Below are 17,321 nucleotides of genomic sequence, written 5' to 3' on the forward strand. Positions count from 1 at the left end.
AATAGTAATGGAATGCATAATAAATACAGCATGAATACATTTTCAAAATATATCCTCACGTTTCTTATCTTTTTTAGCTGTAGTTTTTTAAAAGCGCAGTCATTTATTACAACACAAAAAAGCGATAATGTTATAGTCTTGAAAGAGAAATCTTCACCCTTGTCCTTTCTTGTTAGTAACGGGACAGATGCCGGTATTTTGCGTGCAGTCACTAATTTACAAATTGATTTTGAAAAAGTTACAGGAGAAAAACCAGCTGTTTTTAATCAAAAAACAAATGTTTCATCACCACTAATTATTATCGGAACAATCGGTACAAATTCTTTTGTTGATGATTTGGTTAAAGTAAATAAAATCGACGGAAAACAGCTCAAAGGCAAGAACGAAAAATTTACTATTCAAAATATTAAAAATCCATTTAATGGTATAGAGGAAGCTGTCGTAGTTGCCGGAAGTGACAAACGTGGAACGATTTACGGAATTTACGAATTATCGAAACAAATTGGCGTTTCGCCTTGGTATTACTGGGCTGATGTTCCTGTGGAGAAAAAAGACAATCTGTATTTTGTAAAAGGAATATATACGGATGGCGAACCTGCGGTAAAATACAGAGGAATCTTTATCAATGACGAAGCGCCGGCATTAAGCGGTTGGTCGAAAGCAACATTTGGTGGATTTAACAGTAAGTTTTATGAAAAAGTCTTTGAATTATTACTTCGGTTAAAAGCCAATTACATCTGGCCTGCCATGTGGGGAAATGCATTTTACGATGATGATCCCGCCAGCGGACCACTAGCCAACGAAATGGGAATTATCATTGGTACATCGCATCACGAACCCATGGCTTTGGCTCAAACCGACTGGCACCGATATATTAAAGAAAATAATCTCCCGAATGTTTGGGATTATAATAAAAATAAAACGGTTCTGGATGAATTCTGGAAAGGCGGAATAGAGCGCAGCAAAAACTGGGAAAAGCTCATAACTGTAGGAATGCGCGGAGACGGAGACGAAGCCATGAGCGAAGGAACAAATATTGTTTTGCTGGAAAATATTGTAAAAGAACAACGTAAAATTATTGCTGACGTAACCCGAAAAAAGCCTGAAAATACACCTCAGGTTTGGGCTTTGTATAAGGAAGTTCAGGATTATTATGATCAGGGAATGCGTGTTCCGGATGATGTTATTTTGCTCTTTTGTGATGACAATTGGGGAAATGTGCGAAAGCTTCCTGACCTGACAAAACCTTTGCACAAAGGCGGTTACGGCATGTATTATCATTTTGATTATGTAGGAGCGCCACGAAATTCGAAATGGATAAATATAAGTCCCATACAAAGGGTTTGGGAACAAATGAACCTTAGCTACGAACATGGTGTGGATAAAATCTGGATTGTCAATGTTGGAGATTTAAAGCCAATGGAATTTCCGATCAGTTTCTTTTTAGATATGTCGTGGAATCCTAAAAAGTTTAATTCTCAAAATCTTTTTGAATTTACCGAGAAATGGGCTGCCGATCAGTTCGGAACAAAATATGCCAAAGAAATAGCAAGATTATTAAATACCTATCCAAAATTTAACCGGCGAGTAACGCCCGAAATGCTCGACAGTAAAACCTACAGCCTGGAAAATTACAATGAATTTGAAACGGTTGTAAATGAGTATAAAAATCTGGCACTAGATGCGTATCGAATTTACAATGAGATTCCAAAACAGTATCAGGATGCTTATTTTCAATTGGTTTTATACCCTATAGATGCCTGCAGCAATCTTTATGAAATGTATTTTGCACAAGCCAATAATAGAAAATTCGCATTAGAAAAAAACATTTTAGCCAATGCTTTTGCAGATCAGGTGAAAAGACATTTTGAAAGAGATTCTGTGCTCCAAAACAAATACAATAATGAAATTTCAGGAGGAAAATGGACACATATTATGGATCAGATGAGAATTGGATACAAAAACTGGTATGATACTCCTAAAAACATTTTGCCTGAAATCAGTTATGTTTCTGAAAAAGATCAGATAGTTTCGAACGTATTTGTACAAAAGGAATCATATGTTTCTATTGAAGCAGAACATTTTTCTAAAGTAAATAATTCAAACACTATTCATTGGGAAGTAATTCCTGATTTTGGAAAAACGAAAAGTGGTATTACAACATTTCCACAAAATAAATATTCGACTCAAAATGAGAATATTTTTGTGGAGTATGAAATTGAGTTTACTTCAATTGGAGAATTTAATGTAGAATTACTTTTGTCTCCAACGCTGAATTTTAACAGCAATAAGGGACTTCGTTATGAAGTTTCTTTTGATGAAGAAAAACCGCAAACAATAAATTTTAATGGTCATTACCGTGGCGAATTAGGCAAATGGCAGGCCGAACACTTGATTCATTCGAACACTAAACATATTATTTCAAAACCAGGAAAACATGTGTTTCGTTATCGTGTTTTAGATCCTGGTATCGTCCTGCAGAAGATTGTGATCTATACAGGAGAATTAAAACCTTCCTATCTGGGTCCGCCTGAAAGTGAAACGATCAAAAATAGAATTTAATTATTAACTAAAGTTCTCAGATATACATTCGGAAAAAGTTACAGATTTCGGTTTCTCAATTAAATAATATGATGAAAAATCTTTTTATAAAATAGAAACTTTTGTTTTTTCTGCTGGGAATAAATGATGTTAAATAAATGAAAAATAGAAGTATTTTTTTTAGTCTTGTTCTGCTTTTTACTTGGTGTGATTATGCACAAAATAAGGCTCAGAACCCGGTGATTTTTGCAGATGTTCCTGACATGTCGATTATTAGGGTCAACGATATTTATTACATGAGCAGTACGACAATGCACATGAATCCCGGTGTTCCTATTATGAAATCTGCCGATTTAGTAAATTGGAAAATTGTCAATTATGCTTATCAAACATTAGAAAATGATAATGACAAGCTAAATCTGGATAATGGAAAAAATGATTACGGAAGAGGTTCATGGGCGAGCAGTCTCAATTATCACAATGGAATTTATTATGTCAGTACTTTCTCGGGAACGACGGGCAAAACCTATATTTTTTCGACAAAAGATATAGAAAAAGGCTCTTGGAACCGGACAGTTTTGAATACTTCCTATCACGACCATTCAATTTTTTTTGATGATGACGGAAAAATTTATATGGTTTGGGGTTCAGGAAAACTGCACATTGTTGAATTAAATTCAGACTTATCAAATATAAAAAAAGAAACAGAAAAAGTGCTGATAGAAAATGCCAGTGCGCCAGCTGGTAAAAATATTATGCTGCAATCTGAAGGTTCACAGCTTTTCAAAGTAAAAGGAAAATATTATCTCTTCAATATAGTCTGGCCAAAAGACGGAATGCGAACGGTAATTATACACAGGGCAGATAAAATTTCAGGTCCCTGGGAAGGAAAAATAGGATTACAGGATTTTGGTGTTGCGCAGGGAGGACTTATTGATACACCAAAAGGAAAATGGTTTTCCTACCTTTTCAGAGATTTTGGCGGTGTGGGGCGAATTCCTTATCTGGTTCCGGTTAAATGGGAAAATGACTGGCCAATTTTAGGCGAAAATAACAAAGTACCGGAGATCCTTGATTTACCGGCAAGCAAAGGTTTAATTCCCGGAATTGTAAACTCAGATGATTTTAATCGAAAAAAAAATGATCCTGATTTGCCTTTGGTCTGGCAATGGAATCATAATCCGGACAATTCGCTTTGGTCGGTAAAAGAAAGAAAAGGTTTTTTAAGACTAAAAACCGGTAGAATCGACAGCAGTTTTGTTCAGGCAAAAAATACCTTAACACAAAGAACTTTTGGACCGGAAAGTACGGCAGCTATTTTGGTTGAGGTTTCTAAAATGAAAGACGGTGACTTTGCAGGACTTTCTTTATTGCAAAAAGAGTACGGATTAATTGGCGTAAAAGCTGAAAAAGATTCAAAAAAAATTGTAATGATTGAAGTGCTGAAAGATATTCCAACAGCAATAGAAAGTATTCCGTTAACTCAGGATAAAATTTATTTCAAGGCAAAATGCAACTTTAAAGATAGGGAAGATCAAGGCCAGTTTTTTTACAGTTTAGATGGAAAAAAATGGATTAGTATTGGAAAAAAAATAAAACTCCCTTATACACTTCCTCACTTTATGGGTTATCGATTTGGCTTGTTTAATTATGCCACAAAAAGCGTGGGAGGCTTTGTTGACTTTGATTATTTTCATATTGAAAATTAAATTTTAAAAAATAATCAGTCTGTTTAGCGTCGCAAAATATTCATCATATAATTCAGAAGATCATGAAAATTAGTTATCTGTTTATCATAAGTTTAGTTGCTGTTTTTACTGTAAACGGGCAGCAATACCGTTTTAAGGATGCATCTTTGAGTTCGAAAGAGCGAGCCCAGGATTTAATTTCAAGATTAACTCTTGAAGAAAAAGCAGCTTTAATGTGTGACCAAAGTGATCCGATACCGAGACTCGGCATTAAAAAATTCAATTGGTGGAGCGAAGCGCTGCACGGTTACGCAAATAATGATAATGTTACCGTTTTTCCGGAACCTATAGGTATGGCAGCTTCATTTGACGATCAGTTGGTGTACAAAGTTTTTAATGCAGTTTCTGATGAAGCCCGTGCAAAATACAATCAATGGATTCAGGGTGTTAACGAAAACAAACGATTCTTGAGCCTTTCAGTCTGGACACCGAATGTTAATATTTTCAGGGATCCGCGCTGGGGACGCGGGCAGGAAACGTATGGTGAAGATCCCTATTTAACTTCCCGAATGGGAATTTCAGTTGTAAAAGGATTACAAGGTCCGGCAGATGCCAAATACCGTAAACTTTTGGCCTGCGCAAAACATTTTGCCGTCCATTCCGGACCCGAATGGAGCCGACACGAACTGAATTTGAATAACATTGATCCGCGTGAATTATACGAAACTTATTTACCGGCTTTTAAAGCATTGGTACAAGACGCCGATGTGCGTCAGGTTATGTGTGCGTATCAGCGTTTGGATGATGAACCTTGCTGTAGTAACACACGTTTATTACAGCGTATTTTACGTGATGAATGGGGCTATAAATATCTGGTTGTTTCTGATTGCGGTGCCGTTACTGATTTTTATACCACGCACAAAGTTTCATCAGATGCAACGCATGCTGCATCAAAAGCTGTTTTGGCAGGAACTGACGTTGAATGTGTCTGGGAAAAGTATCCGTTTAAAAATTTGCCTGAAGCAGTTGAGAAAGATTTAATTAAAGAAGCTGATATTGATAAAAGCCTGCTTCGTGTTTTAACGGAGCGTTTTGATTTGGGAGAAATGGATGATGACGCCATCGTGCCCTGGGCACAAATTCCTGCTTCGGTACTTAATAGTAAAGAACATCAGCAATTAGCTCTCGAAATGGCGCAAAAATCAATGACCCTTTTGCAAAATAAAAACAATATTCTGCCTTTAAATAAAGCGATCGGCAAATTGGCGGTTATTGGCCCGAATGCGGATAGCGAATCAATGTTATGGGGAAATTACAACGGAACTCCGGTTAAAACAATCACAATTAAAAGCGGTATTCAGTCAAAAATTGCCGAAAATAAAATGGTGTATGACAAAGCCTCTGATTTAGTTGAAAACAAAGTAACCCAAAGTTATTTAGATCAGACTTCGATTGATGGAAAAAAAGGAATGAAAGCTACGTATTGGAACAATCCAAACAGAGAAGGCAACAGTAGTACAGTACAGCAAATTATAAATCCGATAAAAATGACAACGGCGGGACAGCATGAATTTGCTTCTGGGATTAAATTAGAAGGATTTTCGGCAAAATATGAAACAGATTTTGTGGCTAAAACCACAGATACACTTGTTTTTAAAACCGGAGCGACTGGAGCTTTTGAGTTATTGGTAAATGGCAGATCATTGGAAAAATATACCAGCTGGCGTACGCTTCCGGGCAAAATTCCATTTCCGGTTGAAGCAGGAAAAAAATATAAAATAGAAATTCTGTACGCACAATCTAACAATTGGCAGGCGAATCTTGAATTTGATTTTGGAAAAGAATACGATATTAATTTTGCAGCATTGCTTCAAAAATTAAAAGGTGTCGATACGGTGATTTTTGTCGGTGGACTTTCGACTTTACTGGAAGGAGAAGAAATGCCGGTTTCTTATCCCGGTTTTAAAGGGGGTGACCGAACCAATATCGAACTTCCTGCGGTACAAAGAAAATGTTTGCAGGAACTGAAAGCTGCGGGTAAAAAAGTAGTTTTTGTAAACTGTTCGGGTTCTGCCATTGCTTTAACGCCGGAAACAGCAAGCTGCGATGCCATTTTACAGGCTTGGTATCCTGGAGAATCCGGAGGTCAGGCTGTTGCCGATGTTCTTTTTGGAGATTATAATCCTGAGGGAAAACTTCCTGTTTCCTTTTATAAAAACTCAGAAGTTTTAGGCAATTTTGAAGATTATTCAATGAAAGGCCGAACTTACAGATATACCACAGATGTTTTGTTCCCGTTTGGTTTTGGCTTAAGTTATTCTAAATTCCAAATTGGAAAAGCAGATCTGGGCAAGACAAAAATAAAAGCAAATGAAAGTACACAATTAAATTTTTCAATAAAAAATACCAGTAAACGAGAAGGAACAGAGGTGGTTCAGGTTTATGTTCGAAAACTTAATGATCCCGATGGTCCCTTGAAAACACTTAAAGGTTTTAAACGAATTACATTAAAAGCCGGTGAAAGTCAAAATGTAACGATCGATTTACCACCTGCTTCATTTGAATTTTATGATGCAAAAAGCATCGGAATGAATACAACTCCCGGAGAATATGAAGTGTTTTACGGAACGAGTTCAGATGCTAAAGATTTAAAAATGACTAAATTGTCAATTCAATAAGCTGCTTATTCTGTTATCAGTAAAAATAAAGTAATTAATTAAAAGTGCGTTATGAATTTTAAGTATTTTTTATGTGTATGTCTGTTTAGTTTTTTAAAATTAAATGCACAATCAGTTGTAAAAAGTCCGGATGGAAAACTTAAATTATCGGTTTCGATTTTAAAGGAAATCCCTTTTTATAGTATTTCTTATAATGATAAAACATTTTTAGAAAATTCTCCGCTTGGTTTAAAAACAAATGTGGGGGATTTTACAACGGGATTAAATTTAAAATCGGAAATCATTCAAAATAAAGTTGATGAAACGTATCAATTGTCTAATATTAAGCAGAGTAAGGTGCATTATGAAGCTAATGAAGCCGTATTTTCTTTCACTAAAGAAAATAAACCTGCGATTGATGTAATTTTCAGGGTTAGCAATAATGATGTGGCTTTTAAGTATAAGATACATTCGCAGAAAGAAGCGCGTGCCTGTGTGGTGGAGGAAGAAGCTTCTGGTTTTCTTCTGCCACAGGGAACGACTACATTTCTTTGTCCGCAAAGTAAACCCATGACAGGATATGCCAGAACAGCACCAAGTTATGAAACATCGTATGCATTAGATGATGCAATGGGTAAAAACGGCATTGGCGAAGGCTATACATTTCCGTGTCTTTTTAAAGTAAATAATAACGGCTGGGTTTTAATATCTGAAACAGGCGTTGACGGGAATTACTGTGGGAGCAGACTAATTGGCCATGAAAAAGGACTGTACACAATTGGTTTTCCAATGGCAGGGGAAAACAATGGAAACGGAACTACAGCACCTGGAATTGCGCTTCCCGGAGAAACTCCGTGGCGGACTATTACAATAGGCGAAACGCTCGGTCCTATTGTAACCACAACGATTCCGTTTGATTTGGTTAAACCAAAATATAATGCCTCAAAAGAATATCAATATACAAAAGGCACTTGGAGCTGGATTATGAAAATGGACAACAACACAACTTTTCCCGTTCAAAAACAATACATTGATTTTAGTAATGCTTTGGGATATGAAACCATACTTATTGATGCACTTTGGGATACACAGATCGGAAAAGATAAAATTACCGAATTAGCGGAATACGGACGAACAAAAAACGTGGGGTTGTATTTATGGTATAACTCAAATGGGTACTGGAACGATGCGCCACAGGGACCAAGAGGCATGATGGATAATGCAGCAGTTCGTCGTCAGGAAATGGCGTGGATGAAAAGTATTGGCGTAAAAGGAATTAAAGTAGATTTTTTCGGCGGAGACAAACAAGTTACAATGAAGTTATACGAAGATATCCTGACAGATGCGAATGAATTTGGTATTATGGTTATTTTTCATGGTTGTACATTACCGAGAGGCTGGGAGCGTATGTATCCTAATTATGCGGCAAGCGAGGCGGTTTTGGCGAGTGAAAATCTGCATTTTGGGCAGTTAAGCTGTGATAATGAAGCTGCAAACGCGGCAACACATACTTTTATTCGAAATACAGTTGGCAGTATGGATTTTGGTGGGAGTGCCTTAAATAAATTTTACAACAGTGATAATATTCCTAATAAAGGTACAAAACGAATTACTTCGGATGTATTTGCTTTGGCTACTGCCGTACTTTTTCAAAGCGGCGTGCAGCATTTTGCATTGGCACCAAACAATTTGACCGATGCTCCGCAGTGGGCTGTTAATTTTATAAAAGGAGTTCCAACCACCTGGGATGAGATTCGTTTTCTGGAAGGATATCCCGGTAAATATGTCATTATTGCCCGCCGAAAAGGAATTAAGTGGTATATCGCGGGTATAAATGCGCAGAAAGAAACACTGAAAATTAAATTAAAACTGCCTATGATTGCTTCGGGAACAACTTTACAATATTATTCAGATGATGCGCAATTGAATGGAAAAAAAGAAACAGTAAAACTTAAAAAAAATCAGGAGGCTGAAATTAAAATTCCCTGCAATGGGGGAGTACTTCTGTTGAATTAATTGGAGATAGTCTGCTAAAAGAATAAGAATAGATAGGTTTTAATTTTTTACACCTGCAGTACCGCGATTTTAGTGTAAAATATAAAAAAAATCAATCTTTTTTTAAACGGAAAAATTCTAAAAAGACTTAATTTTTGTGACAAAGGAAGGAATCTTCTCCAAAATCCCCATATTATAATACTTGTATATTGTTTCATATTTTTAATTTAAAAATTTACTCAACCCTTTCGGCTATAATCTGGTAGTTTCCGCTAAGATGCATTAAACTGAAGAGATACATTAATCCATCATAATATGGGTCAAAGTAACCATCTTCATAAGGTTCAAGTTTGGCATTCCATAATGAATGAACAAAATCCATACTTGCTTTGTCTTTATTTACCAACGATGCTGTGGCAGCAGTTCCTACTAACCCAATCGAATGTCTAAGTTTTTTGACTGGACCAGCCTGAAGAATAAACTCTGGAGTAGAACCATCCAGATTAAACTGATCTTGATATGTATTTAATCCTTTCGATCTAAGGAAATTTTGAAATCGTTTAGCATAATCTTCCTGCCATTCTTTATCTTTTCCGTACCAGGTATAATCCATTGCAATATTCATAGGAACACGCCAGGAGTCATAGCGAAATCCCGGAGGCATCCAGGGTGTTGGATGTGGTTCACCGTTAAATTCAGTATAATCTGAATTTAACCCGGTCACGGGATGGCAGGCATTATGTAAAAAATTACGCGAAATATCAGCGCATTCTTTATAAAACTTCTCATGACCGTCTTTGGCATACAATGCCCATATTTCATAAAATGCAGGAACATGATAAGAAGGATCTGTCCAATTGTAACCTCCTCCTTCCGGCACAAATGTAATCTGCTTATGCTCTGTGTTTATAATATTATATACATTTCCAGTGCCGTCTTTTTTCCACATGGCATCTAGAATTCTTCGTGCCTCTTTATAGTAGTTTATTCCTGTATCATTACCCCATTTATTAGAGGCAAAAAGCAGACTGGTAATATAATACAATTCACCGTCTGAGGCAGAACCGGGAGAGTTTTGTTTTTTGGTCTCAGGATTTACACTCCACGCAAAGTAGCCTCCTCTTGTTCCTTCCTGATGCTGCATGTATTTTACTGACCATCTCCAGAGACGATCAAAAACATCTTTTTTATTGAGCTGAACTGCGACCATCATTCCGTATGACATTCCTTCGGTACGGGCATCTTTATTTTTTACGTCAGAAACGTATCCTAATGAATCACCCTCTTCAAAATAAACTTTATCAGGTCCTTCAAAAACATCGTAATAGGCTTTGGCTAATTTCTTATCTATTTCGACCTGACTGTACCCTGCTTCTTTAAAAAGATTTCGGTATTGAGGTCTTTTGGGTTCTGATTTATCTGTATTCTTTTTATGCTGCGCTATTATTAAACTAGGAGCAGTCAACATAAATATCATTATTAAAACTGAAATTTTACTTAAACTCAAACTTTGATTTTTTTTATCTGTATTTTTCATTTTTTGACTTAATTAAAAAATTTGAAAATCCAATTCGTTTTTATTCAGTTACATTTCTGTAAACAAATAAACAGCGCAGTGAGATGCGCTGTTTATCAAACTAACTTAACTTGAACCGACCAAAAATTTAAATTATCTTAATAACCAGGATTATTATCTGTTGGTTTTATTTTAGGATTAGAAGATGTTTCCCTGTTCGGTATTGGCCATAATTCGCTTTTCCCGGCAGTAAAACCAGTTCCTTGTAATACTGTACTTGCGATGCCCCATCTTATAAGATCATCAAAACGAGACTGTTCTCCCGCAAACTCTACTTGACGTTCGTGAACAATTGCTGCAAACACCGCCTCTTTGGTTGGTGTAATAGCAGTTGTCAGGTTTGCTCTGTCTCGAACTTCTTTAATGTACGCTATAGCTGCTGTCTGCGAACCTCCATCTCTTTGGTTTTCACATTCTGCCTTCATAAGCAATACATCTGCATAACGCATTACTTTAAAGTTAATGCTTGAACGTGTTGCCTCATCTTCTCTATTATAATAGTTTTGATATTTTTTCCAACCCGCTCTTCTAATACCTGCTGAGGTAGTGAAGTTGCTCGCCACCATTACCTTAGTTCCTTTTAAATAAGATGAACCAGGCACATAAAAAGTATCTCCAAAACGGTTATCTCCTGCTTCATATGCATCTAAAAGTTCATCTGACGGATAGACATTGTACCAGCTAAGATTTCCGTATTCCTGACCTCTTAGTGTTGACTCCTCAAAACCAGTTCCCTGGCTATCACCAACAGCACCCCATTGATCTCCAGTTCCATTTTTTTCATCAAATTCTATTTCAAAAATCGACTCTTTGCCATGTTCAGTTTCTTCCATAAAGTTGTTATAAAAATTCCCTTTATCTTCAAGACTGTAACCTGTCACATTGTTAAGCGCAGCTAAAGCTTCATTATATTTCTTTTGATATAATAATACCTTACCCAATTGAGCATAAGCAGCTTCTTTATTAGCTCTTCCTGCTGATTCTGATGCCTTTGACAAAAGATTTTGTGATGCAAATACAAGATCTTCTTCAATCAGTGCATATACCTCTGCTTTAGGGCTTCGTGCATTTCCGACAATAGTACCTGTTTTATAAATTGGCAAATCACCAAAACGTTTTACTAATAGGAAATAATAATACGCTCTTAAAAAATGAGCTTCTCCTAGATATTTGTTCTTTTTTTCCTGAGATAAAACTGCATTTGGAAGAGCATTTATTTTCTGCTCATTATCCAATACAAAATTTGCTCTTGAGATTCCTATATAGCAAGATTCCCAATAATATTGAATAATATCATTTCCTGCATTAAAAGAAAAATCCTGAAAAGGCTTCTTGTTGCCTTCTAACTGCGGATTTCCTAAAGCATCGTGCCCCATTAGATCCATGGCAAAGAAAAGATTTCTTCCATAAAGTCCTCTTGTCTGAAGATTTGCATATGAAGCGTTTACTGCAGACTGCACTTGTGCTTCTGTTTTAAAGAAAGTTTCAGGCGATAAAGTATTAGGATTAGTCAATTCTAATTCGCTACTGTCACATGAAGTCATGGTTAAAGCTCCAGACAGTACTATAAGTATATATTTAATTTTTTTCATCGTCTCTAAATATTAAAATGTAACATCAATTCCAAAAATCACCGATTTTGGCTGTGGATACCTTCCTAAGTCAATACCTGCTGAATTTGCATTGGCATCTGCACGCGCAATTTCTGGATCTAAACCAGAGTAATTTGTAATTGTTATAAGGTTTTGTCCGCTTACATAAAATCTTGCTTTTGAAAAATAGGGTTTAAAAGCATCTCCTGATAATGTATATCCCAGAGCGATGTTTTTTAATCTTGTGAACGAACCATCTTCAATATAGCGCTGATTTGCTGAAGACCAGTTAATATCAGCTCCCTGAGCTCTTGGTAAGGTAGCATTAGGATTCGTTACAACTCCGTTTTGAACAATTGCTCTGTCTAGAACATCTGTACTTGCATTAAATAAACGGTTCATTCCTTTTAGATCAAAAGTATTTGCATTATAAATGTCGTTGCCCGCAACTCCAGTTATAAAGCAATTAAAATCAAAGTTTTTGTATGCAGCGCTTAAGTTTAATCCGTAAGTGAAATCAGGATATGGATTTCCAATATTTGTTTTATCCTCAGAATTAATTACTTTATTGCCATCACGGTCAACAATTTTAATATCACCAGGTTTTATAGCAGTTTGACCTGGTCCAAAAACAGCATCAACTTCTGCTTGATTTTGGTAAATTCCGTTAGTCTGATATCCATAAAAATAGAATAATGGCTGACCCACTTCTAATCTGGAGAAGTTTTCAAGCCCTGCTCTTGGTGCTGGGCCACCTAATACACTAGTTACGCCAGGCGCTAGACTCGTTACCTCATTTTTACTTGTTCCTAAATTTGCCACTGCAGACCATGTAAAGTCCCCTTTTCTGTCATTGTAGCCAAGCGAAACTTCAAAACCGCTTACTTTTACGTCTGCAATATTTTGAATTTGAGTTCCACCACCTGCAGATCCAACAGAAGCAGCAAGAGGAACAGCAAAAAGAATGTCACTACTCTTATTGTTAAAATATTCAAACGAACCTGTCAGTTTATCATCAAATAAACCAAAATCAACCCCTATATTTCTATCTAATTTTGACTCCCATTTCAAGTCTGGATTAGCTGCAACACCTAAAGAAACCCCTGGCGCATTTGCTCCTCCAATTGGATAATTATAATTTGCCAATAAAGTAGCGCTGTATTGATAATTGTCTATTCTATCATTTCCTGTAGTTCCTGTACTAGCTCTAAGTTTTAATGTGCTGAAAATAGAATTATTCATAAAACTTTCTTTAGCTATATTCCATCCTACAGCAACAGAATAGAAATTCCCCCAGCGATTATTTGCCCCAAAACGAGAAGATGCATCTCTACGTCCTGAAAGAGCTAAAAGATATTTACCATCATAGTCATAGTTGATACGGGCAATATATCCTAAGTTTTTCTCTTCATAATTTGCAGATCCTAAACTTCCTTCGTTATAACGCAGCTGATCAATTTCGTTTGAAATATAGTAACGGCTTCCTGCAGCCAGGCTTTGCGATTTTCCGTCAATTTTTGTAATAACTCCTAATACTTCAAGGTTGTGTTTTTGAGCAATAGTCGTTTTATACGTTAAGCTATTATCAAAAACGATAGTTTGTCCTTGTGAATTTGTTTCGTTTGTTGAAGAAAATGCCTGTTTGTGATAAGAACCATCCTGAAAACCAGGAATAAAAGTATGATCTTTACTCGTATAGTAATCTAACGAAACTTGTGATCTGAATTTCAAACCTTTATAAATTTCCAATTCAGCATAAATATTTCCGATAATAGATAAATTATTAATTTTCTGATATCCTAAATTAGCCACACGCACTGGGTTTTCTGCATCGTTTCCATCAATAGCGCTTGGTCCCTGATATCCTCCGATATTATCTTCATTGTAAATGGGCAGATAAGGAGCCATTTTAATCGCATGCTCTAATAATGTTCTTCCGCCTGAGCTGCGTTCTGGATTAATAGTGCTGAAAGAAACTCCTATGTTGCTTCCTATTTTTAGTTTGCCAATATCTTGAGTATTATTAGCTCTAAAAGAATAACGTTCGAAACCTGTATTTATAATAGCTCCGTCCTGTTTCATATATTCCGCAGAATAACGTCCTGTAGAAGTTTCTGTACCATTTGAAAAGCTTAGGTTGTAATCCTGCATAACTCCAGTTTGAAAGATTTGGTCTTGCCAGTTGGTATTGATATTTGCAAACTCAGCTGCTCTTGCTGTTAAATCGCTTCCTAAATCTTTAGCGTACTGAAGATATTGTTGCGTATTTAAAACATTGTATCTTTTTGTCACTTCCTGTCCTCCAACATAAGTGCTAAAGCTTAACTGTCCAGGTCCTTTTTTACCCTTTTTGGTAGTAACCATAATTACGCCGTTGAAAGCTTTAGAACCATATAAAGCTGTAGTAGAGGCATCTTTCAAAACAGAAATACTCTCAATATCATTTGGACTTAAACCAGAAAGGTTTCCAGTTAACACTCCGTCAATTACATATAAAGGAGCACTGTTTCCCATTGTAGCCAGACCACGAATACTAACGGTAGGATTCGAGCCAGGTGCACCATTTACAACTGTAACCCCAGCAGCACGCCCTTGTAAAGCTGATTCAGCATTAGTAATAGGCACCGCAGCAATATCCTTTGAACTTACAGTAGAAATTGCTCCTGTAATCTTGGTTCTTTTTTGAGTACCATAGGCTATAACTACTTCATTTAAATTTTGTGTGGATTGAATAAGAGTAACATTAATTGAGTTTCTTTCACCTACGGTGATAGTTTGTGAGATTAAGCCAACATAGGAGTACGTTATTTTATCGGTAGGGCTAACTCCTTTTAAAGAGTATTTACCGTCAAAATCTGTTGATGTGCTATTCTGCGTTCCTTCAACATTAATACTGGCACCCGGTAATGGAAACCCAGAAGGGTCTGTAATCACGCCAGAAATGGTTTTTGATTGTGCCATTATACTATGACTGCCCAAGATCAACAGTCCGATTAGTGCAATTTTGAGTTTTACATTCATTGTTAATAGTTTTTTGTTTGGTTTAAATAGTTAAATGGTTGTATTCTAAATTGTATTAATTCATGTGATATTATTTATTTGGTTCTGTTTTGATTTTTTAGAAAATGATTCATTATGAATCTGTATAATGTAGGTATATCATTAACAAATATATAAAAACAATTAATAAAACAATCGGTTGTTTTGTGTTTTTTTTAAATTATAAGTAAAAAATAGTAAAAATAAAAACATTAAAAATATTTTTTAGCTAATAAAAATAAAAATAATATAATGCTAAAATGAAATTAAAAATAAAAACTAATAATTAATTAGTGAACTGACTGATTTTATAAAAAAAATATAAATATTAAAAAAAATATTAAATTTCAATAAAATCGGATAATACATAAGTAAATAGCTGTTAAATTACAATAAAATGCATCTTTTGAAATTTATCTAAAGAAAAACGGGTCTTAAAAGCAAAGACCAATAAGAAAAAAACAATCGGTTTCTTAAAATAATGTTCTTTTAAGATATTGTATGAATATTAAAAAAACAATGCAATACCTGATAATATGCACCATACCACAATGAAATAAAAATTCTATCTCTAAAAAAGATCATCCATAGTTTAAAACTGCGCTGTCTCGATTTTGCACAGAAGTTCATCATGATTGCAAAAAGTTTCTTTTTATGAATGCTATAATTTGTTCTATTTTCAGTAAAGAATCATTTAAAAACTTTAGAGATCATGTTACCGATTTCAACAAAGTCGGACTGTATAATTTTTAAAAGTACCGATCGGATTGGCTGCATGATAAACAAGAATATTACTTTGTTTCTTCTGGAGATAACCTTTATACAAGTTGTAAATAAAAGAGGCTGAAAAAGCTTTATCATTTTCTTTATTCTAAAGTGTAACGTTTTTAATTCTCTTAGAGTCTTTATTGATAAACATAGAAATATATATGAAAAAAGTATTCTTGCTTCTAGCTTTTCTTGCGTATGCGTTAATTTGCTCTGCTCAAATAGATAAAACGAAAATACCCACAGATAACAAATTGAAAACTAAATTAGATTCATTAGTTGATCGGTCAGTTTTTACATTTATGAATAATAATTCCAGGGTAGGCATCTCTATAGGTATTATAAAAAATGGAAAGCAATTTATTTATAATTATGGCTCAACTCAAAGAGAAAAACAGGAATTACCAACTGGCAGTACAGTATATGAGCTTGCATCTATTTCAAAAACATTTGCCTCAACTTTGCTTGCCAGAGCTGTTCTGGAAGGTAAAGTAAATCTCAATGATGATATACGTAAGTATCTTAAGGAAGAATATCCCAATTTGGAGAGTAATGGGAGGCCTATAACTTTGCTAAATCTGGCTAATCTCACATCTGGATTGCCCAATTGGATGCCAGATAAAGACCTCTTTGGAAAAGCAAATCCTGATGACATTCCTTATATTTTAGATTCTGTTCACAAAAAATACAGCAGGCAGGATTTTTACCGTGATCTGCATAATGTAAAATTACAGGCAATACCCGGAACTGTTTCACGGCATTGTAATACAGCTGCTCAATTGCTTGGGTATATTATGGAAAGTGTTTATAATGATACCTATGAAAACCTTTTGAAGATGTATTTTGTATATCCGCTCAAAATGAAAAATACGTCTTTACTTAAGTCTGGAAAAATACCAACAAAAATGGCCAAAGGTTATGATGCTAAGGGACGAATTATGCCTATTATTGATTGGGAAGATTTACAAGTAGCAGCAAGTGTAGTATCTTCGATATCAGACATGCTAAAGTACATGGCATTTCAACTTAACGAAAAAGATGCAGCTGTAAAACTAAGCCACGAGCCGACTTTTGGAAAGGCTGAAGATAATGCAATTGCACTTAACTGGAAACTGAAAAAAACTAATAATATCATGAGCATCTCACATACAGGCGGCAGCTTAGGATTTAGCAGTTATATGATATTTTATCCAGATTTAAATTCGGGTATTGTTTTACTTTCAAATGAAGCCGATCAAAACACGCAAAACGAACTGATTGCTTTGTCTGATGTAATTTTAAAACCTTAAATAAGCTGAATAAAGATAAAAGATTTTAATTTGTTTTATTTATTGATGTTTGAATTTTAAGTACATCTACACCCCTTAAAAAGAAAAAACTGCCTCCTTTATTTTTAGCAATAGCATTATTTTGCAATGCATTTGATTGATTTTTTTTCATAGGTTTATTGAAATTAAATTACTCG

General features: G+C 35.3%; 9 protein-coding genes. 5 read left to right on the forward strand and 4 right to left on the reverse strand.

The annotated features are described in order from the left end of the window. Positions 1–12: 12 nt before the first annotated feature. The 4 genes from BUC29_RS18460 (at position 13) to BUC29_RS18475 (ending at position 8,902) form a co-directional block, all read left to right on the forward strand. A complete protein-coding gene (locus tag BUC29_RS18460) occupies positions 13–2,562 on the forward strand; it encodes a glycosyl hydrolase 115 family protein (RefSeq protein WP_139260550.1) in 2,550 nt (849 codons plus the stop codon). 137 nt (positions 2,563–2,699) lie between these two features. After that, complete coding sequence (locus tag BUC29_RS18465; protein ID WP_073417664.1) at positions 2,700–4,250, forward strand: glycoside hydrolase family 43 protein; 1,551 nt, start codon at positions 2,700–2,702, stop codon at positions 4,248–4,250. A 62-nt stretch (positions 4,251–4,312) separates the two neighbouring features. Continuing rightward, the gene (gene xyl3A, locus BUC29_RS18470) at positions 4,313–6,907 is read left to right on the forward strand and encodes a xylan 1,4-beta-xylosidase (protein WP_073417665.1); all 2,595 of its coding nucleotides are present in this window, start codon (positions 4,313–4,315) and stop codon (positions 6,905–6,907) included. A gap of 51 nt (positions 6,908–6,958) precedes the next feature. Further along, on the forward strand, positions 6,959–8,902 hold the full coding sequence (locus BUC29_RS18475) for a glycoside hydrolase family 97 protein (RefSeq protein WP_073417666.1): 1,944 nt from the start codon (positions 6,959–6,961) through the stop codon (positions 8,900–8,902). 214 nt (positions 8,903–9,116) lie between these two features. On the opposite strand, the gene BUC29_RS18480 is transcribed toward BUC29_RS18475, so the two are convergent. The 3 genes from BUC29_RS18480 to BUC29_RS18490 all read right to left on the reverse strand — a co-directional run bounded on the left by BUC29_RS18480 (position 9,117) and on the right by BUC29_RS18490 (position 15,070). Continuing rightward, the gene (locus BUC29_RS18480) at positions 9,117–10,418 is read right to left on the reverse strand and encodes a family 8 glycosyl hydrolase (protein ID WP_244160849.1); all 1,302 of its coding nucleotides are present in this window, start codon (positions 10,416–10,418) and stop codon (positions 9,117–9,119) included. A 137-nt stretch (positions 10,419–10,555) separates the two neighbouring features. Further along, the gene (locus BUC29_RS18485; protein WP_073417667.1) at positions 10,556–12,049 is read right to left on the reverse strand and encodes a RagB/SusD family nutrient uptake outer membrane protein; all 1,494 of its coding nucleotides are present in this window, start codon (positions 12,047–12,049) and stop codon (positions 10,556–10,558) included. Between the two features lie 12 nt (positions 12,050–12,061). Beyond that, positions 12,062–15,070, reverse strand: a complete 3,009-nt coding sequence (locus BUC29_RS18490; protein WP_073417668.1) for a SusC/RagA family TonB-linked outer membrane protein — start codon at positions 15,068–15,070, stop codon at positions 12,062–12,064. A gap of 947 nt (positions 15,071–16,017) precedes the next feature. On the opposite strand from BUC29_RS18490, the gene BUC29_RS18495 reads away from it, so the two are divergent. Next, positions 16,018–17,145 carry a serine hydrolase domain-containing protein gene (locus tag BUC29_RS18495; RefSeq protein WP_073417669.1) on the forward strand — a complete coding sequence of 376 codons (1,128 nt, stop codon included), beginning with the start codon at positions 16,018–16,020 and terminating at the stop codon, positions 17,143–17,145. Between the two features lie 25 nt (positions 17,146–17,170). Here BUC29_RS18495 and BUC29_RS21785 read toward each other — a convergent pair whose 3' ends face one another. After that, positions 17,171–17,296, reverse strand: coding sequence for a hypothetical protein (locus BUC29_RS21785; RefSeq protein WP_262489320.1), 126 nt, complete (start codon positions 17,294–17,296; stop codon positions 17,171–17,173). Positions 17,297–17,321: the final 25 nt, after the last annotated feature.

The sequence above is a fragment of the Flavobacterium defluvii genome (genome assembly GCF_900129555.1).
Classification (GTDB): domain Bacteria; phylum Bacteroidota; class Bacteroidia; order Flavobacteriales; family Flavobacteriaceae; genus Flavobacterium; species Flavobacterium defluvii.